At 73.2% G+C, this 19,875-nt stretch carries 20 protein-coding genes; 6 read left to right on the top strand and 14 right to left on the bottom strand.

The genetic code is table 11. From position 1 onward, the window contains the following. Positions 1-34 precede the first annotated feature (34 nt). Positions 35-1,165, bottom strand: a complete 1,131-nt coding sequence (locus tag ACZ51D_RS14125; RefSeq protein WP_465662418.1) for a protein kinase family protein — start codon at positions 1,163-1,165, stop codon at positions 35-37. 57 nt (positions 1,166-1,222) lie between these two features. Here ACZ51D_RS14125 and ACZ51D_RS14130 point away from each other — a divergent pair, with 57 nt between their 5' ends. Next, the gene (locus ACZ51D_RS14130; RefSeq protein ID WP_465662419.1) at positions 1,223-1,771 is read left to right on the top strand and encodes an SHOCT domain-containing protein; all 549 of its coding nucleotides are present in this window, start codon (positions 1,223-1,225) and stop codon (positions 1,769-1,771) included. 42 nt (positions 1,772-1,813) lie between these two features. On the opposite strand, the gene ACZ51D_RS14135 is transcribed toward ACZ51D_RS14130, so the two are convergent. Further along, positions 1,814-3,787, bottom strand: a complete 1,974-nt coding sequence (locus ACZ51D_RS14135; protein ID WP_465662421.1) for a serine/threonine-protein kinase — start codon at positions 3,785-3,787, stop codon at positions 1,814-1,816. Between the two features lie 252 nt (positions 3,788-4,039). On the opposite strand from ACZ51D_RS14135, the gene ACZ51D_RS14140 reads away from it, so the two are divergent. After that, positions 4,040-4,603: a hypothetical protein gene (locus ACZ51D_RS14140; RefSeq protein WP_465616213.1), complete on the top strand. Its 564-nt coding sequence runs from the start codon at positions 4,040-4,042 to the stop codon at positions 4,601-4,603. Positions 4,604-4,706: 103 nt separating this feature from the next. Here the strand turns inward: ACZ51D_RS14140 and ACZ51D_RS14145 are convergent, their stop codons facing one another. From ACZ51D_RS14145 to ACZ51D_RS14160, 4 genes are all read right to left on the bottom strand, one after another. Beyond that, complete coding sequence (locus ACZ51D_RS14145) at positions 4,707-5,831, bottom strand: GuaB3 family IMP dehydrogenase-related protein (protein WP_360495099.1); 1,125 nt, start codon at positions 5,829-5,831, stop codon at positions 4,707-4,709. A gap of 166 nt (positions 5,832-5,997) precedes the next feature. Next, the gene (gene guaB, locus ACZ51D_RS14150) at positions 5,998-7,500 is read right to left on the bottom strand and encodes an IMP dehydrogenase (protein ID WP_360495096.1); all 1,503 of its coding nucleotides are present in this window, start codon (positions 7,498-7,500) and stop codon (positions 5,998-6,000) included. Positions 7,501-7,801: 301 nt separating this feature from the next. After that, positions 7,802-8,527 carry a sigma-70 family RNA polymerase sigma factor gene (locus ACZ51D_RS14155; protein WP_465616211.1) on the bottom strand — a complete coding sequence of 242 codons (726 nt, stop codon included), beginning with the start codon at positions 8,525-8,527 and terminating at the stop codon, positions 7,802-7,804. Between the two features lie 332 nt (positions 8,528-8,859). Beyond that, entirely contained in the window at positions 8,860-9,471 is a 612-nt protein-coding gene (locus tag ACZ51D_RS14160; protein WP_014136228.1) for a response regulator transcription factor, read from the bottom strand. Between the two features lie 562 nt (positions 9,472-10,033). On the opposite strand from ACZ51D_RS14160, the gene ACZ51D_RS14165 reads away from it, so the two are divergent. After that, a complete protein-coding gene (locus tag ACZ51D_RS14165) occupies positions 10,034-10,360 on the top strand; it encodes a WhiB family transcriptional regulator (RefSeq protein ID WP_049654358.1) in 327 nt (108 codons plus the stop codon). Positions 10,361-10,457: 97 nt separating this feature from the next. Here the strand turns inward: ACZ51D_RS14165 and ACZ51D_RS14170 are convergent, their stop codons facing one another. The 3 genes from ACZ51D_RS14170 to groES form a co-directional block, all read right to left on the bottom strand. Beyond that, a complete protein-coding gene (locus ACZ51D_RS14170) occupies positions 10,458-11,456 on the bottom strand; it encodes a LysR family transcriptional regulator (RefSeq protein WP_465662423.1) in 999 nt (332 codons plus the stop codon). A gap of 292 nt (positions 11,457-11,748) precedes the next feature. After that, positions 11,749-13,380 carry a chaperonin GroEL gene (gene groL / locus ACZ51D_RS14175; RefSeq protein WP_360495088.1) on the bottom strand — a complete coding sequence of 544 codons (1,632 nt, stop codon included), beginning with the start codon at positions 13,378-13,380 and terminating at the stop codon, positions 11,749-11,751. A gap of 114 nt (positions 13,381-13,494) precedes the next feature. Then, the gene (groES, locus tag ACZ51D_RS14180) at positions 13,495-13,800 is read right to left on the bottom strand and encodes a co-chaperone GroES (RefSeq protein ID WP_014136232.1); all 306 of its coding nucleotides are present in this window, start codon (positions 13,798-13,800) and stop codon (positions 13,495-13,497) included. A 249-nt stretch (positions 13,801-14,049) separates the two neighbouring features. Here groES and ACZ51D_RS14185 point away from each other — a divergent pair, with 249 nt between their 5' ends. Next, the gene (locus ACZ51D_RS14185) at positions 14,050-14,364 is read left to right on the top strand and encodes a hypothetical protein (protein ID WP_465662425.1); all 315 of its coding nucleotides are present in this window, start codon (positions 14,050-14,052) and stop codon (positions 14,362-14,364) included. A gap of 17 nt (positions 14,365-14,381) precedes the next feature. Continuing rightward, the gene (locus tag ACZ51D_RS14190) at positions 14,382-15,557 is read left to right on the top strand and encodes a THUMP-like domain-containing protein (RefSeq protein WP_465662427.1); all 1,176 of its coding nucleotides are present in this window, start codon (positions 14,382-14,384) and stop codon (positions 15,555-15,557) included. Positions 15,558-15,589: 32 nt separating this feature from the next. On the opposite strand, the gene ACZ51D_RS14195 is transcribed toward ACZ51D_RS14190, so the two are convergent. The 5 genes from ACZ51D_RS14195 to tsaB all read right to left on the bottom strand — a co-directional run bounded on the left by ACZ51D_RS14195 (position 15,590) and on the right by tsaB (position 19,129). Further along, complete coding sequence (locus tag ACZ51D_RS14195) at positions 15,590-16,501, bottom strand: polysaccharide deacetylase family protein (protein WP_465662429.1); 912 nt, start codon at positions 16,499-16,501, stop codon at positions 15,590-15,592. Between the two features lie 79 nt (positions 16,502-16,580). After that, complete coding sequence (locus tag ACZ51D_RS14200; RefSeq protein ID WP_465616203.1) at positions 16,581-16,841, bottom strand: hypothetical protein; 261 nt, start codon at positions 16,839-16,841, stop codon at positions 16,581-16,583. Continuing rightward, positions 16,841-17,944, bottom strand: a complete 1,104-nt coding sequence (gene tsaD, locus ACZ51D_RS14205) for a tRNA (adenosine(37)-N6)-threonylcarbamoyltransferase complex transferase subunit TsaD (RefSeq protein ID WP_465616201.1) — start codon at positions 17,942-17,944, stop codon at positions 16,841-16,843. Before tsaD ends, ACZ51D_RS14200 begins: the two co-directional genes overlap by 1 nt. Beyond that, positions 17,937-18,443: a ribosomal protein S18-alanine N-acetyltransferase gene (gene rimI, locus ACZ51D_RS14210; RefSeq protein WP_465616371.1), complete on the bottom strand. Its 507-nt coding sequence runs from the start codon at positions 18,441-18,443 to the stop codon at positions 17,937-17,939. Before rimI ends, tsaD begins: the two co-directional genes overlap by 8 nt. Before the next feature lie 23 nt (positions 18,444-18,466). Further along, complete coding sequence (tsaB, locus tag ACZ51D_RS14215) at positions 18,467-19,129, bottom strand: tRNA (adenosine(37)-N6)-threonylcarbamoyltransferase complex dimerization subunit type 1 TsaB (protein ID WP_465616199.1); 663 nt, start codon at positions 19,127-19,129, stop codon at positions 18,467-18,469. Positions 19,130-19,282: 153 nt separating this feature from the next. On the opposite strand from tsaB, the gene ACZ51D_RS14220 reads away from it, so the two are divergent. Beyond that, positions 19,283-19,852 carry a hypothetical protein gene (locus ACZ51D_RS14220; RefSeq protein WP_360495408.1) on the top strand — a complete coding sequence of 190 codons (570 nt, stop codon included), beginning with the start codon at positions 19,283-19,285 and terminating at the stop codon, positions 19,850-19,852. The last annotated feature ends 23 nt before the right edge of the window (positions 19,853-19,875 follow it).

Here is a 19,875-nt window from a genome sequence, read left to right on the forward strand (position 1 = left end):
TCCCGGACCAGCGGTGCCGGATCCGCCCGGGCCGTCAGCCTGCGAACAGCACCACGGCGACCATTCCCAGCGCCAGCAGGACAAAGACGCCCCCCACCAGCAGCGGACCCAGGAGGGAGGGGGGTATCCGCGGCGGTTTCACCCCGCCACCGGGCCCGTTACCGGCGCCGTCGCCCGCCCCGGCCTTCCCGGAACCCCCGGCGTTTCCACCCCGTCGGCCGACCCGGGCGCCCCGGCGCGGCCGCACCGGCACCAGCGGCGCCTCCGGCTTCAGCGTCACCGCCCGCGCCACCCGCTCCTCGTCCACCGGCTCCGGCGCGCCCGCCAGCAGCTCCACCAACTCGCGCCACACCGCCTCCGCGGTCGGCCGCAGCACCGGGTCGGGCTGCAGCAGCCGCTCGACCAGCGGCCCCAGCGGCCCGCAGACCGCCGAGTGCTCGCGCCGCCCGTCCCGTACGGCCGTCACCAGCTCCGGCACGCCGCCCTCCGGGTACGGCGAGCGGCCGGTGACCAGCCGGTGCACCAGCACCCCTAGCGCCCAGCAGTCGCCCGCCGGGCCGCCGTCCAGCGGCCAGCGCTCCGCCACCGGGCCGACCAGGGTGGCCCGTACGTCGTACCGGCGCCGTCCGCCCGGCCCGCCGAGCTCCTCGGCCAGCGCCTCCTCCGCCACCCCGGCGAGCAGTCCGCCGAGCATCGCCGCACCGTCCTCGCAGAGCAGCACCGACTCGGCGGTCAGGTTGCCGTGCGTGAGCCCGGCCCCGTGCAGCGCCCGCAGCGCGCCGGCCAGGTCCGCCGCCAACTCGGCCGCCCGGTACGGCGGGACCGGCCCGCCGACCAGCAGTTCGGCCGCCGTCAGCCCGGCCGGCCGCTCCTCCGCCGTCCACAACAGCTCGCCCTCGACGAAGGCCCCGACCCCGCGCAGCAGCCGCGGGTGCGCGGCCGGCGCGGCCGAGCCGACCGCCGCCACCCGCCGCACCAGCCGGTCCGCCTGGGCGGGTGCCACGTCCTCCGGGTCCTGACCGGCGGTCAGCAGCGCGGGCAGCTCCAGGGCACGCAGCAACACCGATTCGCCGGTCCGCTCGTCCACCGCCTGGGCGCGGAAAGGTTCGGGACGGTCCGTCAGCCGGTACCGTCCCGCCAGCAACTGCCCGGGGCCGCCTCGCATGCCAGTTCCTCTCGCTCACCGAGCAGCCTACTGAGCGGCTCCTTTACGCTCGGTCCCATGGACTGGACCGATCTGATCGACACCGCCTTCAAGGTGACGGGAAACAACAACCAGGCGAACCGGGCGGAGGCCGTCCGCACGGTCGAGGGGACGGTCATCGACGGCGAGAAGCCGGTCGCCTCCACCGCCGGGCGCCACCCCGACCACTTCCGCAAGGGGATGCTCGTGCTGACCACCCATCGGCTGCTCTTCCTGAAAGACGGGAAGCCGCCGGTACCGGTTCCGCTCACCGCCGTCACCGACGCCACCGTGACCCGCACCAAGCTCAACGGCGAGGTGCTGACGGTCGTCGCGCTGACCGGCTCGCACCGCTTCGAGGACGTGGTCAAGGCCGACGTCTTCGCCGAGCAGGTACGGGAGTCCGCCCGGCTCGCCCGCACCGCCCCGCCGGCCGCGCCCGCCGCCGCCGCCGCACCGACGGACCCTGCCGCGCTCGGCGAGGGCGAGCAACTCGTCGGCCGGCTGGAGCGGTTGGCCGCCCTGCACGCCTCCGGGGCGCTCACCGAGGACGAGTTCACCCGGGCCAAGCAGCGCCTGATCGGCTGAACCCGTCCCCGCTGAACCCGTCCCCCGTGGGCCCAGCGCTGGCTACGGCGCGGGCTGGAAACTGCCGAAGACGACATCCCGGACCGGGGCCTGCGCGGACCACTCCGCGTCCGGGACGATCCAGTAGATCGAGTAGCCGTACTTGGCCGGAGTCCCGGTCACGAAGCCGCGGTTGAGCGAGTGCGTCTTGGGCGTGCCGCTGGTCCACTCCCAGTCCGCGGCGTTGGTCCACTGCCGGTAGGAGATCGCGGACAGGTTCAGCCGCTGGTAGTTGCTGACCTGGCCGCGCAGGCCGGGCTCGGACTCCTGCCAGTCGGCGACGGCGCTGGCGCCCGGCGAGGTCGTCCACTCGATCCGCAGCTGGCTGCCGTCGGCCGCGTTCTTGAAGATCCTCCGGTTGGCGTCCGAGCTGCTCGGCTGCAGCCAGTCCGGCAGCACGACCGAGAAGCCGCTCGGGTCCTTGTACTCGTGGTACCCGGCCGGCACCGCGCCGCCCGGTGCGGGCTGCGCCGGGGTCTGGGCGGGCACCGGGGGCTGCACGGGAGCCGCGGGCGTGGTGGCGCCAGGCGTGGTGGCGGGCTGCGCGGGCACGGGAGCGGCGGGCGTGGTGGCGTCCGTGCCCGGCGTCCCGGGGGCGGTGCCGGCGGGCGCCGGCTCCGGCGCGGGCGGTGTGGCGCTCGGCGTGGCGTCCGTGGTCGCCGCCCCCGGCGTGGTGGCGCCCGCGCTGTGGGTGGCCGCGCCCTTCGTGTCGCCGGTGCCGCCACCGAGGGCCTGGACCACCGCGACCACTCCCGCGATCAGCAGCAGCACCACGACCACGGTGGCGATGGCCAGCCGTCGCCGGCCGGTGCGCGGGTTCGCCCCGGCGGCCTGCGTCGCGCCCAAGGTCCACTCGCTGGTCACCGGCCGGATCGGCTCGGGCACCGGCTCCGCCGCCGCCGTGACGGGCTCCGCCACGGCGGCGGCGGGCGGCTCCTCGTCCCGGGCCCGGCTGCCCACCCGGACCGTCCCCAGCAGCCCGCCCACGGTCCGCTTCCGGCCGTCCTCGGGCCTCTTCGGCTCCGGCTCCGACTGCGGCTTCGCCTCCGCCGGCGGCTTCGACTCGGACTCGGCCTTCGACTCCGCCGCGGCGGCCGGCTTCCCCATCGGCACCGCGTGCTCGGTGGTCGACTCGGCCCTCACGGTCGCGTCCGCGACCACCCGCTTGAGCATCGACCGGGTCTGCGAGGCGTCCAGCCGATCGGCCGGGTCCTTCTCCAGCAGCCCCTCGATCACCGGCCGCAGCGCCCCGGCGTTCACCGGCGTGACCAGGTCCTCGGTCATCACCGCGGTCAGCGTGGCCAGTGCCGAGCCGCGGTCGTACGGCGGCCGCCCCTCGACCATCGCGTACAACGTGCCGCCCAGCGACCACAGGTCGGCCGGCGGCCCGGGCTTCTGCCCGCGGGCCCGCTCCGGGGATATGTACGAGGGCGCGCCGACCAGCATGCCGGTGGAGGTGACCGAGGCGTCGCCCTCCACGCTGGCGATGCCGAAGTCGGTCAGCACGACCCGGCCGTCCTCGCCGATCAGCACGTTGGAGGGCTTCACGTCCCGGTGCAGGATGCCCAGCGCGTGCGCGGCGATCAGCACGCCCAGCACGTCGAGCGCGATCTCGGCGGCCCGGCCGGGCGCGAGCGGCCCGTCCTCGCGGATGACGTCGGCCAGCGAGCGGGACTCGACCAGCTCCATGACGATCCACGGCCGGTCGTCCTCGTCGACCACGTCGAAGACGGTGACCGCGGAGGTGTGCCGGATCCGGGCGGTCGCCTTGGCCTCGCGCAGCGTCCGGACGATCAGCCGGTGCTTCTCCTCCTCCTCGACGCTGGCGTTCATCCGCAGTTCCTTGACCGCGACGGTCCGGCCGAGCATCTCGTCCTCGGCGCGCCAGACAGTGCCCATGCCGCCGCGTCCGAGCACGCCGTTCAGGCGGTAGCGGCCGGCCAGGAGGCGGCCGGTGGAACCCTTCGCCTGGGTCATTCGGAACGTTCCCCCATGTGCTGCTGGCGGTCGTGGTGACGGCGCGTCGGACCGGCCGGGCCCGAACGCCCAAGCCTCCATCATCCCCTGTCCCGGGGGCCCAGGACCACCCGCCCCCCGCTCCAAGCTGGGACGAACCGGAACGGGTGCGGCGCTCCGTGCCCGATCTGTGATCGAAAACTCGCCAAGATCCGTTCGATTCACTGCTACCGTTCGGCAGCTCATCGTCTTTTCCGGGGGGATTCGACGCCCATGACCGCACCCGCACCGGGCACTGACGGCCCCTCGGCCCGGCCGCGCACCGCCCAGCACTACTCGGTCGCACCCCCTCCGACCTCCCCCGACGGCTACGTGGCGCCCGGCATGCCCGGCGCCCCGGTGACCGGTTACGACCCGGTCACCCCCGCGCCCCGGACCACCCCCCGCCGCCGCACCGCCCTGGCCGTCGCCCTCGCCGTCCTCGCCATGCTGCTCGGCGGCCTGGCCTACGGCTGCGCCCCGCTGCGGGCCGCGGACAGCCTCGGCTGGCTGGCCATCGCCCCGGCCGGCCTGGTCGCCCTCCCGCTCGGCCTGCTCGGTGGCCGGAACCGGCTGCTCCCGCCGCTCGGCGCCCTCCTCGCGGCCGGCGCGCTCCTCCTCGGCCAGCTGACCGAACACCTCCGCCGGGTGCACGCCGACGGCCCCGGCCCGCGAGGGCTCCTGTACGACACCCTGACGACCTGGCGTGCCGACCTCCGCCCGCTCGACGCCGCCTTCTACGCCATCGCCCTCGTCGGCGGCTTCCTCCTCACCCGCCGCACCGCCGACCGCGGCTGACCCCCACGGACGACAGCCGCCCCCCGGCCCCCGGACAGCCCGAAGGCCCCCGCCCGACTCCTGGAACCCAGGGAGTCGGCGGGGGCCTTCGTCGGGACGCGACTCAGCGGTCGAGCGCCGGGGTGACCGTCACCTCGACCCGCTGGAACTCCTTGAGCTCCGTGTAGCCGGTGGTGGCCATCGCGCGGCGCAGCGCACCGAACAGGTTCATGGTGCCGTCCGGGGTGTGCGACGGACCGGTGAGGATCTCCTCGGTGGTGCCGACCGTGCCGAGGTCCACCCGCTTGCCGCGCGGCAGCTCCTCGTGGACGGCCTCCATGCCCCAGTGGAAGCCCTTGCCCGGGGCGTCGGTGGCGCGGGCCAGCGCGGCACCGATCATCACGGCGTCGGCGCCGCAGGCGACGGCCTTCGGGATGTCGCCGCTGTAGCCGACGCCGCCGTCCGCGATCACGTGCACGTAGCGGCCGCCGGACTCGTCCATGTAGTCGCGGCGGGCGGCGGCCACGTCGGCGACGGCGGTGGCCATCGGCACCTGGATGCCGAGCACGTTGCGGGTGGTGTGGGCGGCACCACCACCGAAGCCGACCAGCACGCCGGCCGCGCCGGTCCGCATCAGGTGCAGGGCCGCGGTGTACGTGGCGCAGCCGCCGACGATCACCGGGACGTCCAGCTCGTAGATGAACTGCTTGAGGTTGAGCGGCTCGGCGCCGCTGGAGACGTGCTCGGCCGAGACGGTGGTGCCGCGGATGACGAAGACGTCGACGCCGGCGTCCACCACGGCCTTGGAGAACTCGGCGGTGCGCTGCGGCGAGAGCGCGGCGGCGGTGACCACGCCGGAGTCGCGGACCTCCTGGATCCGCTGCTTGATCAGCTCGGCGCGGATGGGCGCGGCGTAGACCTCCTGCAGCCGGCGGGTCGCGGTGGACGCGTCGGTGATCGAGGCGATCTCGTCCAGCAGCGGCTGCGGGTCCTCGTAGCGGGTCCAGAGGCCCTCGAGGTTCAGCACGCCCAGGCCGCCGAGGCGGCCGATGGCGATGGCCTGCTGCGGCGAGACCACACTGTCCATGGGGGCTGCCAGGAACGGCAGCTCGAAGCGGTAGGCGTCGATCTGCCAGGCGATCGAGACCTCCTTCGGGTCCCGGGTACGGCGGCTGGGGACGACGGCGATGTCGTCGAAGGCGTACGCCCGGCGGCCGCGCTTGCCTCGCCCGATCTCGATCTCAGTCACTTCGAGCCCTTCTGCTGTGTTGCTCATGCCCGCCGGGTCACCCCGGCCGCACCCAGTATCCCGTACTACCGGCGGCCCCGCCCCGACGGCCCGTTCCCCGGACGGGCGAGGGCCCGCCGCTGCGGTGCAGCGGCGGGCCCTCGGTGGTTCGTGCCGTACGGACCGGTCAGCGGGTCGAGTAGTTCGGCGCCTCGACGGTCATCTGGATGTCGTGCGGGTGGCTCTCCTTGAGGCCCGCCGAGGTGATCCGGACGAAGCGGCCCTTGCTCTCCATCTCGGCGATGGTGCCGGCGCCGACGTAGCCCATGGTCTGGCGCAGACCGCCGACCAGCTGGTGCAGGACGGCCGACAGCGGGCCGCGGTACTGCACCTGGCCTTCGATGCCCTCGGGGACGAGCTTGTCGTCCGAGGCCACCTCGGCCTGGAAGTAGCGGTCCTTGGAGTAGGAGCGGCCCTGGCCGCGGGACTGCATGGCGCCCAGCGAGCCCATGCCGCGGTAGGACTTGAACTGCTTGCCGTTGATGAACAGCAGCTCGCCCGGGGACTCCTCGCAGCCGGCCAGCAGCGAGCCGAGCATGACGGTGTCGGCACCGGCGGCCAGCGCCTTGCCGATGTCGCCGGAGTACTGCAGGCCACCGTCGCCGATGACCGGCACGCCGGCCGCCCGGCAGGCCAGCGCGGCCTCGTAGATGGCGGTGATCTGCGGGACGCCGATGCCGGCGACCACGCGGGTGGTGCAGATGGAGCCGGGGCCGACGCCGACCTTGACGCCGTCCACGCCGGCGTCGATCAGCGCCTGGGCGCCGTCGCGGGTGGCGACGTTGCCGCCGACCACGTCGACCCCGACGGCCGACTTGATCTTCGCGATCCAGGCCAGCGCGTTGTGGCTGTGGCCGTGCGAGGTGTCCACCACGAGGAAGTCCACGCCGGCCTCGACCAGGGCCTGGGCCCGGTCGAACGCCTCGGCGCTGGCGCCGACGGCCGCGCCGACCAGCAGCCGACCCTCGGCGTCCTTGGCGGCGTTCGGGTACTGCTCGGCCTTGACGAAGTCCTTGACGGTGATCAGGCCCTTGATCCGGCCCTCGTCGTCGACCAGCGGCAGCTTCTCGATCTTGTGGCGGCGCAGCAGTGCCATCGCGTCGACGCCGGAGATGCCGACCTTGCCGGTGATCAGCGGCATCGGGGTCATGATCTCGCGGACCTGGCGGCTGCGGTCGGACTCGAAGGCCATGTCGCGGTTGGTGACGATGCCGAGCAGCTTGCCCGCCTCGTCGGCGATCGGCACGCCGGAGATGCGGAACTTGGCGCACAGCGCGTCGGCCTCGGCCAGCGTGGTGTCCGGGCCGACCGTGATCGGGTCGGTGACCATGCCGGACTCGGAGCGCTTCACCAGGTCGACCTGGTTGGCCTGGTCCTCGACCGACAGGTTGCGGTGCAGCACGCCGACGCCGCCCTGGCGCGCCATCGCGATGGCCATCCGCGCCTCGGTGACCTTGTCCATCGCCGCGGAGAGCAGCGGGATGTTGACGCGGACGTTCCGGGAGACCCGCGAGGACGTGTCCACCTGGTTCGGCAGCACCTCGGAGGCCCCGGGCAGCAGCAGGACGTCATCGAACGTGAGCCCGAGCATGGCGAACTTCTCGGGTACGCCTGCGGCGTTGTAAGACATTTGGGGGGTACCTTCCGTGGCCGGCCTTATCCGCTCACGCCCTGAGGGTGGGGGCGCATTCATCGCTCACTCGCGCAGACCGCCGAAGCCGGGTGCAATGGGAGGATCCTCCAAGGGGACCCCGCGCGCACCCGTGAAACTTTGGCAACCCGCCCAGGCGCCGATACCCCATGGTACTGGCACCGCGAATGTGTCCTCGTGTGCCCTTGACAACAACCCCGCCCCGTTGCTTGCCCCAACCCCAGCCGACAGCCCCAGCCGACAGCTACCCCCAGTGGCCAGCCGGCGAGAACGGCCGAGGTCAGGAGGACTCCTCCGCGAGCGCCCGCAGCCGGCTGAGCGCCCGGTGCTGGGCCACCCGGACGGCCCCCGGCGACATGCCGAGCACCTCGCCGGTCTCCTCCGCCGACAGCCCGGCGGCCACCCGCAGCAGCACCAGCTCGCGCTGACGGGCCGGAAGGTTGGACAGCAGCTCCTTCGCCCAGGCCGCGTCGCTGCTCAGCAGCGCCTGCTCCTCCGGGCCGAGCGCCTCGTCCGGCACCTCCGGCAGGTCGTCCTGCGGGACGACGGTCGAACCGGGCCCGCGCATCGCGGCCCGCTGCAGATCGGCGATCTTGTGGGCGGCGATGCCGTACACGAAGGCCTCGAACGGCCGCCCCTGGTCCTTGTACCGGGGCAGCGCGCAGAGCACGGCGACGCAGACCTCCTGCGCGACGTCGTCCACGTGGTGCCGGGCCCCGCCGGGCAGCCGGACCAGCCTGGCGCGGCAGTACCGCAGCGCCAGCGGGTGGACATAGGCGAGCAGGGCGTCGATCGCCGGCCCCTCGCCGCGCACGGCGGCCGCGACCAGCTCGCCCACCAGCGGCGAGCTGCCCGTACCGAGCACCGGCGGGCGGCGTAGTCCGACGTCGGCACCGGAACCGCCCGGGCCGTCGGAATCGGCGTACGACGGATCGTGACCCGGGCCGGAGGGCTCGGCCTCCACCGGGTCCGCCTGGCCGGACGCACCGGCGACGTCGTCGCGCATCGGTCCATGGTGCCTGGTCGAGCGGGAAAACGCGGCACCGCGTCCGGAGTTGTGCACCGGAACGTTATGCGCTGCGGCACCGTAGGGCGTGCCGCGCACCACCGGCCCCTCCTGCACCGTGCCGCCTCCCGCCCCGCCGTCGGTGGTTCCGTCCGTCGCGCCGTCCGCCGAGTGTCCTGCGGCTGCGTGGTTCGCCACAGTGCCTGTCCGCTGGTCCCCGAGGTGCTCCACTCCTCCATGGTGCAACCTCGGGACCGTAACGTCACACGCCCGTGCGGCATCCGCCCCGGGGATCACCGGTGGCGCGCCGCACCCGGCGGCGCCGCCGGTGGTCAGCGGACCAGGCCCCAGCGGAAACCCAGCGCCACCGCGTGCGCGCGGTCGGAGGCCCCGAGCTTCTTGAACAGCCGTCGGGCGTGCGTCTTGACGGTGTCCTCGGACAGGAACAGCTCGCGCCCGATCTCGGCGTTGCTGCGGCCGTGGCTCATGCCCTCCAGCACCTGGATCTCACGCGCCGTCAAGGTCGGCGCGGCACCCATGTCGGGGCTGCGCAGCCGGCGCGGGGCGAGCCGCCAGGTCGGGTCGGCGAGGGCCTGGGTGACGGTGGCCCGCAGCTCGGCGCGCGAGGCGTCCTTGTGCAGGTACCCGCGGGCGCCCGCGGCCACCGCGAGCGCGACACCGTCGAGGTCCTCGGCGACGGTGAGCATGATGATCCGCGCGCCCGGGTCGGCGGACAGCAGTCGCCGGACCGTCTCGACCCCGCCGAGGCCGGGCATCCGGACGTCCATCAGAACGAGATCGGAGCGGTCGGCCACCCAGCGGCGGAGGACCTCCTCCCCGTTCGTCGCGGTGGTGACCCGGTCCACACCGGGTACGGTCGCGACCGCGCGGCGAAGCGCCTCGCGGGCGAGCGGGGAATCGTCGCAAACGAGAACGGAAGTCATGACTGTCGTCCTCCGCAGCTGATCCGCGTCACGTTGAGCCTCCTGGCTGGTACGAACCTCTCCGACACGGCCGATCGGCGGCAGACTCCGTGCTGATCGCCCCAACTTGCCCGCGATCGTTCCCGATGTCCGACGCCCGCTAACCGCCTCCGCACTTCCAACGACCGTCACTCGAATGAGTTACGGCCTTCAGGGCCATCTCCACCACTGTACGTGGCCGACTCGTTACCGATCAGCCGCATCGCGGTGCACACGCCGCACTTTTCCGCAGCTCGCGCGCGGTGGGCGTGCGACCCGCACACCGATTCGGTGCGTCGCGCGCCCGTTGGCCACCCAATTGCCACGCCCGCGCCCGCCGAAGGCCCTTGCCCACTTTGCCCGTTTTTATAGCTTTCGTATGGTCATTGACTGTTGTGCCAGTGTGTGGGTGACTTGTCCATGGAGTCGCCTTAAGTCATATTTCCAGGTGTCCACACCAGTGCATCGAAGCCCCGCCGTACCGCTCGGCAGCAGCCCGCCGAGTTCCCGGCCTGCGGCCGACGGCCTCTGAAGGGAATGAGCCATGGCAGATTTCTCCCGCCTCCCCGGTCCCAATGCGGACCTCTGGGACTGGCAGCTCTCCGCAGCCTGCCGTGGCGTGGACAGCTCGCTCTTCTTCCACCCGGAGGGCGAGCGCGGGGCCGCGCGCAGTTCGCGCGAGGCCAGCGCCAAGGAGGTCTGCATGCGCTGCCCGGTGATCGCCGAATGCGCGGCGCACGCGCTGGCGGTCCGCGAACCGTACGGCGTCTGGGGCGGGATGACCGAGGACGAGCGCGAGGAGATGCTGGGACGCTCGCGGCACCGGCTGGTGGAGGTCCCACTGGCCCCGCCGGCGGTCGCGCAGCGCTAGACCCGCCTCCACGACGCGCCGTGAAGAAACGTTTCTTCGCGGCGCCTCAGCCCGCTCACAGTCGGTACGGGACCTACGGGAGTTCCGTCACCCACCGTCAGCGGGCGCCCGCCGCCTCGGCCAGCCGCTCCAGCATCAAGGCCACAGCCGGCACCTCGGCCAGGTCCGGCAGGGTCAGCGCGACCACCCGGCGAACCGCCGGCGCCCCCGAAGCCGTCCGCACCGGCACCGTCGACACGCCGTCAGGGCGCACCGACTGCAGGGCCAGCCGGGGCAGCACCGCCACCCCCAGCCCGGCCGCCACCAGGCCGACCACCGCCGGGTAGTCGTCCGTCGCGAAGTCGATCCGGGGCTCGAATCCGGCCCCCGCGCAGAGCTCCACCAGGTGCCCCCGGCACTGCGGGCAGCCGGCGATCCACTGCTCCCCCGCCAGCTCGGCCAGCTCCACCGGCCCGCCCCGCCCGGCCAGCGGGTGGGCGGCGGGCAGCAGGCCCACCAGCGGGTCGTCCAGCAGCGGGGTGACCACCAGATCGGACCAGTCGGTCCCGGCCGACAGCTGCTGGGCCTCCAGGTTGGCCTCGGCCCGCGCCTCGCGGGGGGTGCTGTGCGCGGACACCGGCAGCGCGGCCGCGCCGTCGGACTGCGGGTAGCGGAAGGCCAGCGCGATCTCGCACTCGCCGCCGCGCAGCATCGCCAGCGACTCCGGCGGCTCCGCCTCGACCAGCGACACGCGCACCCCCGGATGGCCGTCCCGCAGCCGGGCTACGGCGGGCGGCACCAGGGTGGAACTCGCGGTCGGGAAGGAGACCAGTCGCACCCGGCCGGCCCGCAGTCCGGCGATCGCGGCCACCTCCTCCTCGGCGGCGGAGAGCCCCGCCAGGATCCCGGTGGCATGCTTGAGCAGGACCCGCCCGGCCTCGCTGAGCTGCATCCCGCGGCCCGAGCGGACCACCAGCGGGGTGTCCACGGACTTCTCCAGGGCCTTCATCTGCTGACTGATGGCAGGCTGCGTACACCCCAGCTCACGGGCGGCGGCGGAGAAGGAGCCGGTGCGGGCGACGGCACGCAGGACGCGCAGATGGCGGGCCTCGATCATGCCTTAGTTATAAGGCAATCTTTGCGTTCTGCAAAATTCTACTGATGATTGAAGCCTCACGCCGCGCCGCCCCGAGCGGCGTCACGGGCGAGCGGGCGAGTAACCGCCCCGAGCCGAAGGGGCGCGCCGGTGCCGAAAGGGAGAAGCGAGGGAGCGAGGCACGAGCGAGGGAGCGCCGACCGTCGGCACCGGGTCAGAGCGCCCCGGAGGCGAGCGGGCGAGTAACAGCCGCAGGCCCGGCCCGACACCCCTCGCGGGGTGCGGACCGGGCCTCCGGTCAGTGGTTCGGACCTCAGTGCGAGTGGCCGTGACCGTGGGAGTGGCCGTGACCGTTGTCGGCCTCCTCCTCCTTCTTCTCCACCACGAGGGTCTCGGTGGTGAGCAGCAGGGAGGCGATCGAGGCGGCGTTCTCCAGGGCGGAGCGGGTGACCTTGACCGGGTCGATGACGCCGGCCTTCAGCAGGTCGCCGTACTCGCCGGTGGCCGCGTTGTAGCCGTGGCCGGTCTCCAGCTCGGCGACCTTGTGGGTGATGACGTAGCCCTCGAGGCCGGCGTTCTGGGCGATCCAGCGCAGCGGCTCGTGCAGCGCCTTGCGGACGACCGCGACACCGGTCGCCTCGTCACCCGACAGGCCCAGGCCACCGTCCAGCACCTTGGCGGCGTGGACCAGGGAGGCGCCACCGCCGGCGACGATGCCCTCCTCGACCGCGGCACGGGTCGCCGAGATGGCGTCCTCCAGGCGGTGCTTGCGCTCCTTCAGCTCCACCTCGGTGGCGGCGCCGACCTTGATGACGCAGACGCCGCCGGCCAGCTTGGCCAGGCGCTCCTGCAGCTTCTCGCGGTCCCAGTCGGAGTCGGTGGCGGCGATCTCACCCTTGATCTGGGCGACGCGGCCGGCCACGGCCTCGGTGTCACCGGCACCGTCGACGACGGTGGTCTCGTCCTTGGTGATGGTCACGCGGCGGGCGGTGCCCAGCACGTCCAGGCCGACCTGGTCGAGCTTGAGGCCGACCTCCTCGGAGATGACCGTGCCGCCGGTCAGGGTGGCCAGGTCGCCGAGGATCGCCTTGCGGCGGTCGCCGAAGCCCGGGGCCTTGACGGCGACGGCGTTGAAGGTGCCACGGATCTTGTTCACGACCAGGGTCGACAGCGCCTCGCCGTCGACGTCCTCGGCGATGATCAGCAGCGGCTTGGTGGCACCGCCCTGCAGGATCTTCTCCAGCAGCGGCAGCAGCTCCTGGATGGAGGAGATCTTGCCCTGGTTGATCAGGATGTACGGGTCCTCCAGGACCGCCTCCTGCCGCTCCGCGTCGGTGACGAAGTACGGCGACAGGTAGCCCTTGTCGAACTGCATGCCCTCGGTGAAGTCCAGCTCCACGCCGAAGGTGTTCGACTCCTCGACGGTGATGACACCGTCCTTGCCGACCTTGTCGATCGCCTCGGCGATCAGCTCGCCGACCTGGGTGTCCTGCGCGGAGAGGGACGCGACGGCGGCGACGTCGTCCTTGCCCTCGATCTCGCGGGCGATGGAGAGCAGGTGCTCGGAGACGGCGGCGACGGCCTTGTCGATGCCCTTCTTCAGGGCGGCGGGGCCGGCACCGGCGGCGACGTTGCGCAGACCCTCGTTGACCAGGGCCTGGGCCAGCACGGTGGCGGTGGTGGTGCCGTCACCCGCGACGTCGTTGGTCTTGGTGGCGACCTCCTTGACGAGCTGCGCGCCAAGGTTCTCGTACGGGTCGTCCAGCTCGACCTCGCGGGCGATGGTGACACCGTCGTTGGTGATGGTCGGGGCGCCGAACTTCTTGTCGATGACGACGTTGCGGCCCTTGGGGCCGATGGTCACCTTGACGGTGTCGGCCAGCTTGTTGACACCGCGCTCCAGCGAGCGGCGGGCGTCCTCGTCGAACTGCAGGATCTTCGCCATGTTCCCTATTCCCTCGGGGCTGCGGCCGGCCCGGCCGCCGAACTACGTGAACCAACAACCACGCCCCGGGCCACTGTCACGAAGGACACGGATCCGGGGCGGGTCGGGGACGACTTACTTCTCGATGATGGCGAGAACGTCGCGAGCGGAGAGCACCAGGTACTCCTCGCCCTGGTACTTCACCTCGGTGCCGCCGTACTTCGAGTACAGGACGATGTCACCCACGGCGACGTCGAGCGGCAGACGCTGGCCGTCCTCGAAGCGGCCCGGGCCGACGGCCAGGACGACGCCCTCCTGGGGCTTCTCCTTGGCGGTGTCCGGGATAACCAGGCCGGAGGCCGTGGTGGTCTCGGCGTCGAGCGGCTGGACCACAATGCGGTCCTCGAGCGGCTTGATGGCAACCTTGCTGCTGGTGGTCACGTCCGAGCTCCCCTTCGGAGATTACGGGGTTTTCTAACGGGTAGGGCGAGCCTGCGGGTCTGCCGTCGCGGGGGTCAGACACACGTTCTCGCATTAGCACTCCCCCGGTGGGGAGTGCCAAGGACGACCATAGGCCTGTGTTAGCACTCAGTCAACCAGAGTGCCAACGACGCGCCCGTGAGGTCCGGGAATGACGGATGAGTACTCGTACTCATGTGCGCCCGGCCGACCGCTCGACGCACTCGTGCCATGACCGATACCCCGGTACGCGTAGGACCGTCCCGCACCGACGACATCCTGCTCTCCGCGGTTCTCCTGCCGGTGCTCGCGGTGATCCCGCTCGTCGCGTTCTGGCTGACCCTCCGGCTCGGCTTCGCCGCCACGGACGCGGCGGACGTGATCGTCCCCGTCGGGCTGCTCATCGGCGTGGCCGCCGGCCTCGGAGTGCCCCTGTCCGTCGCCTTCCGTACCCGGCGTGCCGGGTACGCGGTCCTGCCGGCCGCCGCCGCCGTGGCGCCCTTCCTTGTGCCGGGCTGGGCGATGGCGGACTACCCCGGCCTGTGACCCGCGAGAATGGCCCCGTGGACACCGAGAACCTCCAGCCGCTGCTGACGCCCGAGGGCCAGGCCCTGCTCGCCGAGTTGCGCGAGTTCACCCCCGAGGAGGAGCTGGCGCTGGCCACCCGGCTGCGGCGCGAGCACCCGGCGGAGCTGGTGTCGGCGGCCTTCGGGCAGGCGCGGCTGCGGCAGCGGGCGCGGGCGAAGTTCGGGGCGGACGCCGACCTGATGTACTTCACGCCCAACGGGGTCGAGCAGTCCACCCGGCGCAGCGTCGCCGAGTGGCGGGCGCGGCGGTTCGCCGAGCTGGGCGTGCGGCGGCTGGCGGACCTGTGCTGCGGCATCGGCGGGGACGTGCTGGCGCTGGCCCGGGCGGGCATCGAGGTGCTGGCCGTCGACAAGGACCCGGCGGCCTGTGCCGCCACCGCCGCGAACGCCGCCGCGCTGGGCCTGGCCGAGCTGGTCGAGGTGCGCTGCGCGGACGTCGCCGACGTGGACGTGGCCGGCTACGACGCGGTGTTCACCGACCCCGCCCGGCGGACCTCGCGCGGCCGGGTGTTCGACCCGGAGGCGTACGCCCCGCCGCTCTCCTGGGCGATCGCGGCCGGCCGGCGGGCCCCGATCGGGGCGCTGAAGGTCGCGCCGGGCATCCCGCACGAGGCCGTCCCGGCGGACGCCGAGGCCGAGTGGGTGTCCGACCACGGCGACGTCAAGGAGGCGGTGCTCTGGTTCGGCACCAAGGCCGCCCACCCGCACCGCGCCACCCTGCTGCCGCAGGGCGCCGTCCTGACCGGCGGCGACCTGCCCGACCCGCCGGCCGGCCCGGTGGGGCGCTACCTGTACGAGCCGGACGGCGCGGTGATCCGGGCGCACCTGGTGGCCGAGGTCGCCGAGCAGGTCGGCGGCCGGCTGATCGACCCGAAGATCGCCTACCTGACCTCGGACGAGCTGGTCGCCACCCCGTACGCGCACGCCTTCGAGCTCACCGACGTGCTGCCCTTCCACATCAAGAAGCTGAAGGCGCTGCTGCGCGAGCGCGGGGTCGGCACGGTGGTGATCAAGAAGCGCGGGATGGCGATCACCCCGGAGGAGCTGCACCGCCAGCTCAAGCCCTCCGGCCCGAACACCGTCACGGTGATCCTCAGCCGGACCGACCACGGCCCGCTGATGATGCTGGGGCAGCCGGTCCGCGCGTCGTAGCGGCCTACGGGGCCCTACGGGGCCTACGCGGACTACGAGGCGGGGGCCTGGATGTAGTCCTCCAGCCGGGCCACCGCGAAGCCCTGCTCCTGGATCCGGGCCAGCAGGTCGCCGAACATCTGGGTCATCGTGGCGCCCTTGAGCTCCTTGGGGCCGCGGAAGTGCGCCAGGATGATGTCGCCGGGCTTCAGCTTCTTGTCCCCGGCCTGGTACTGCATGTCGTGGATCTGCATCGATTCGCGCCACAGCACGATCGCGCGCGGGCCGCACTCCTGCACCGAGGTGTTGAGCGTCGGGGTGTTGGCGCCGTCGCCGAACGGCGGGCGGAACAGCAGCGGGGCGGTGCCGTACTGCTGGGTGAGCGCGGCCTGGTCGTCGCAGATCTCGGACTTCTGCTTGTCCGGCGACAGCTTGCTCATCACCGGGTGGGTGACGGTGTGGTTCTGGATGTGGTTGCCCAGCGCCTGGAGCGGCTTGAAGTAGCCGTAGTCGTTCTTGACGATGTCCTTGGTCAGGAACATCGAGATCGGCACCTTGAGGTCGGTCAGCATCTCGACGAACTTCGGGTCCTTCTCGGCGCCGTCGTCGATGGTGATGAAGACCACCTTGTCGGTCGTCTTCACGTCGCTGAACACCGGCACCGGGCCGGTCCGTTCGAGCTTGACGGGCTTGTCGGCGGGCGCCGCCGGGGCGGGCGCGAGCGGGGTGAGGTTCCACTTCGCCCAGGCCGCCGCGCCGGCGACCGCCCCGGTGGTGGCGCCCGGGGAGGCGCCCCCGCCGGCCGGGGCGGCTCCGGTCGGCCGGGGCGCGGCCGGCGGCGCCGTGGTGGCGGCCGGGGCGCCGCCGCCTCCGTTGTCACCGCACGCGGTGGCGAAGGCCAGCAGGGCCAGCGCTCCCGCCGCGTAGGTCCTGGTCCTGGTCCTGCTCCGCCCGTTCCTGCTCACCGCACCGCGCTCCCGGCTTCCGTCCAGCTTTCTCTCAGCTATGCACGGTAGCGGCGGGCCCGTGGTTCCCCGCACAGGACTATTCGACGTGCTCGCTGGTGAAGGACCAGCGGTGCACCGGGCGGCCGAGCAGCACGGCCGGCGGGTCGGCGACCGGCGCCGGCTCGCCGCTCCACCAGGTGATCAGCAGCACCCTCTCGCCCGGGGCGGAGAACAGTTCGAGGCGCTCCAGACCGGCCGTACCGCGCAGCGCGGGCAGCGCCGATTCCCGTACCCAGGCGGCGAGTTCGGCCGCGCGGCCGTCGGCCGCCCGGGCCTCCCACATCGCGGCGACGGTCATCAGGCGCCGCCGCCGAGGGCGTCGTAGGCCCGGCCGTGGACGTCCTCGTGCCCGAGGCCGGCAGCCGGGACGTGGACCTCGGTCACCGGCAGCGAGGAGTCGGCCGACAGGTCGAAGGCGGACGGCGCGCGGTCACGCCACACCATCTCGGCGCCGAGCGCCGCGACCATCGCGCCGTTGTCGGTGCACAGGCCCGGCCGGGGCACCCGCAGCCGGATGCCGGCCCGGTCGCAGCGCTGCTGGGCCATCTCGCGCAGCCGCGAGTTGGCCGCCACACCGCCGCCGATCATCAGGTGGTCGACGCCGTTGTCCTTGCACGCCTTGACGGCCTTGCGGGTGAGCACGTCGGTGACGGCTTCCTGGAAGGACGCCGCCACGTCGGCGATCGGCACCTCCTCGCCGGCCCGGCGCTTGGCCTCCACCCAGCGGGCGACGGCGGTCTTCAGGCCGGAGAAGGAGAAGTCGTACGCGGGGTCGTTCCGGCCGGACAGGCCGCGCGGGAAGGCGATCGCCTTGGGGTCGCCCTCGCGGGCCGTCCGGTCGACCACCGGGCCGCCGGGGAAGCCCAGGCCGAGCACCCGGGCGACCTTGTCGAAGGCCTCGCCGGCCGCGTCGTCGATGGTCGCGCCGAGCGGGCGGACGTCGCTGGTGATGTCCTCGCTGAGCAGCAGCGAGGAGTGCCCGCCGGAGACCAGCAGGGCCATCGTCGGCGAGGGCAGCCGGCCGTGCTCCAGCTGGTCGACGCAGATGTGCGAGGCGAGGTGGTTGACCCCGTACAGCGGCTTGTCCAGCGCCCAGGCGTACGCCTTCGCAGCGCTGACGCCGACCAGCAGCGCGCCGGCCAGGCCGGGGCCGGCGGTGACCGCGATGCCGTCCAGGTCGCTCGCCTTGACCCCGGCGGTGTCCAGGGCGCGCTGGATGGTCGGGACCATCGCCTCCAGGTGGGCGCGGCTGGCGATCTCCGGGACGACGCCGCCGAAGCGGGCGTGGTCGTTGACGCTGGAGGCGACCGCGTCGGCCAGCAGCGTGGTGCCGCGCACGATGCCGACGCCGGTCTCGTCGCAGGAGGTCTCGATGCCGAGGACGAGCGGTTCGTCAGCCATGGGGGGTGTCCTCAATGTCCTTCGGGTCGGTGCTGTCGGTGCGGTCAGTGCGGTCAGGGCTCGGGTGGTCGAGGCGCATCACCAGCGCGTCGACGTTGGCGGGCTGGTAGTAGCCGCGCCGGATGCCCACCGGTTCGAAGCCGTGGCGCTCGTACAGCCGCTGGGCGCGCGGGTTGTCCACCCGCACCTCCAGCAGCAGCTCGGCGCAGCCGCGCCGGGCGGACTCCCGGATCAGGTCGGTGAGCAGCGCCGTGCCGAGGCCGCCGCCCTGGTGGCGGTCGTCGACGGCGATGGTCTGGACGTCTCCCTCGCCGGCGATCGCCATCAGCCCGGCGTAGCCGACGATCGCGCCGTCGGCGGCGGTGGCGACGGTGTAGTGGCGGGTGCCGCCGGCGTGGGCCTCGGCCAGCTCGGACCAGAACATCCCGGTGGACCAGGCGTCCTCGGGGAAGAGCCGCAGCTCCAGTTCCATCACCGGCGCGATGTCCCACCAGCGCATCGGGCGCAGGGTGGTGCCGTGGTTCACGCCGGGAGCACCGCCTTGTAGCCCGCCGGCACCTGGGCGTCCGGACGGCGCAGGTACAGCGGGACGTTCGGCAGCAGCTCGCGCCCGGCGGCCAGCTCGGCGGCGGCGAAGCCGGCCAGGGCTCCGGCCGACACGTGCTCGGGGCCGTGCGCGCCCGGGAAGGCGTCGGGGTACAGCAGCGCGCCGGCGCCGACGGAGCGGTGCTGCGGGGGCAGCTCGGCCGGGCGGTCCACGCCGGGGCCCTCGGTGCGGCGGCCCTCGGCGTCGTACGAGGCCCAGTAGACCTCCTTGCGGCGCGCGTCAGTGGCCACCGTGAACGGCTCCCCGCTCAGGCCCTCGACCTCGGTCCGGGCCTGGAAGGCGATCGCGTCCAGGGTGCAGACGCCGTGCACCGGCAGCCCGAGGGCGTGGCCGAGCGCGGCGGCGGTCACCAGGCCGACCCGCAGGCCGGTGTACGGGCCCGGGCCGACGCCGACCGCGATGCCGGTCAGCCGGTGCTTGTCCACCCCGGCCGACCTCAACACCCGGTCGATCGCGGGCAGCAGCAGTTCGCCGTGGCGTCGGGCGTCGACCTGGTGGGCCTCGGCCAGGACGGCGGTGCCGTCGTGGACGGCGGCGGTGACGGCGGGGGTAGCGGTGTCGAACGCGAGCAGCAGCACGGGTCAAGGTTAGACCGACGTTGGGCCGACCGGCCGATCGGCAAGGTGTACCGACCGGGAACACACATCCGAGGCGCTGCGACCCCGACGGACGGACCTGGCACGATAAGGCGGTACGTAAAAAGACGGCAGCGGGAGCGGCACGTGGCGAAGATGGGTCCTGGAGTGGTGGTCACGGGGCTGACCCTGGGGGCCCTGGCGGTGGTGAGCCTGCTGGCCTTCCAGGCCAACGGCGCCCAGGACCGGGCGGGCGCTCCCAAGCCCTCGGCCGCCACCACCACGGCGGCCGGCACGGCCACCGCCGCGGCGCCGAGCGCCTCGGCCACCCCGACCGTCCCGCCGCTGCCGGCCACCTCGGGCACCGGCACGCGGGTGGTCTACTCAGTGAGCAGCCACTACGTCTGGCTGGTCGACCCGAAGAAGATCCCGCAGGTCGCGGCCGCCTTCCAGGTCGTTCCGGGCACGGTCGAGCCGGCTCCTGGCAGCTACGCGGTGTACAGCCGCACGGCGACGACCACCGGGACGGACGGCCGGCAGATCGAGCACGTGGTGCGCTTCGCGCAGCAGGCCGGCGTGGTGTTCGGCTTCAGCGCGGCGGTGGACGGCGCGACCCCGACCGCCGACCCGAAGGCCAAGACCGGCGGTATCCGCAGCGGCCGCGCCGAGGGGCAGCTGCTCTGGGACTTCGCGCCGAAGGACACCAAGGTGGTCGTGGTCGCCTGAGGGCGCCGCACGCGCAGGCCGAC

The organism is Kitasatospora sp. NPDC033851 (assembly GCF_055576085.1).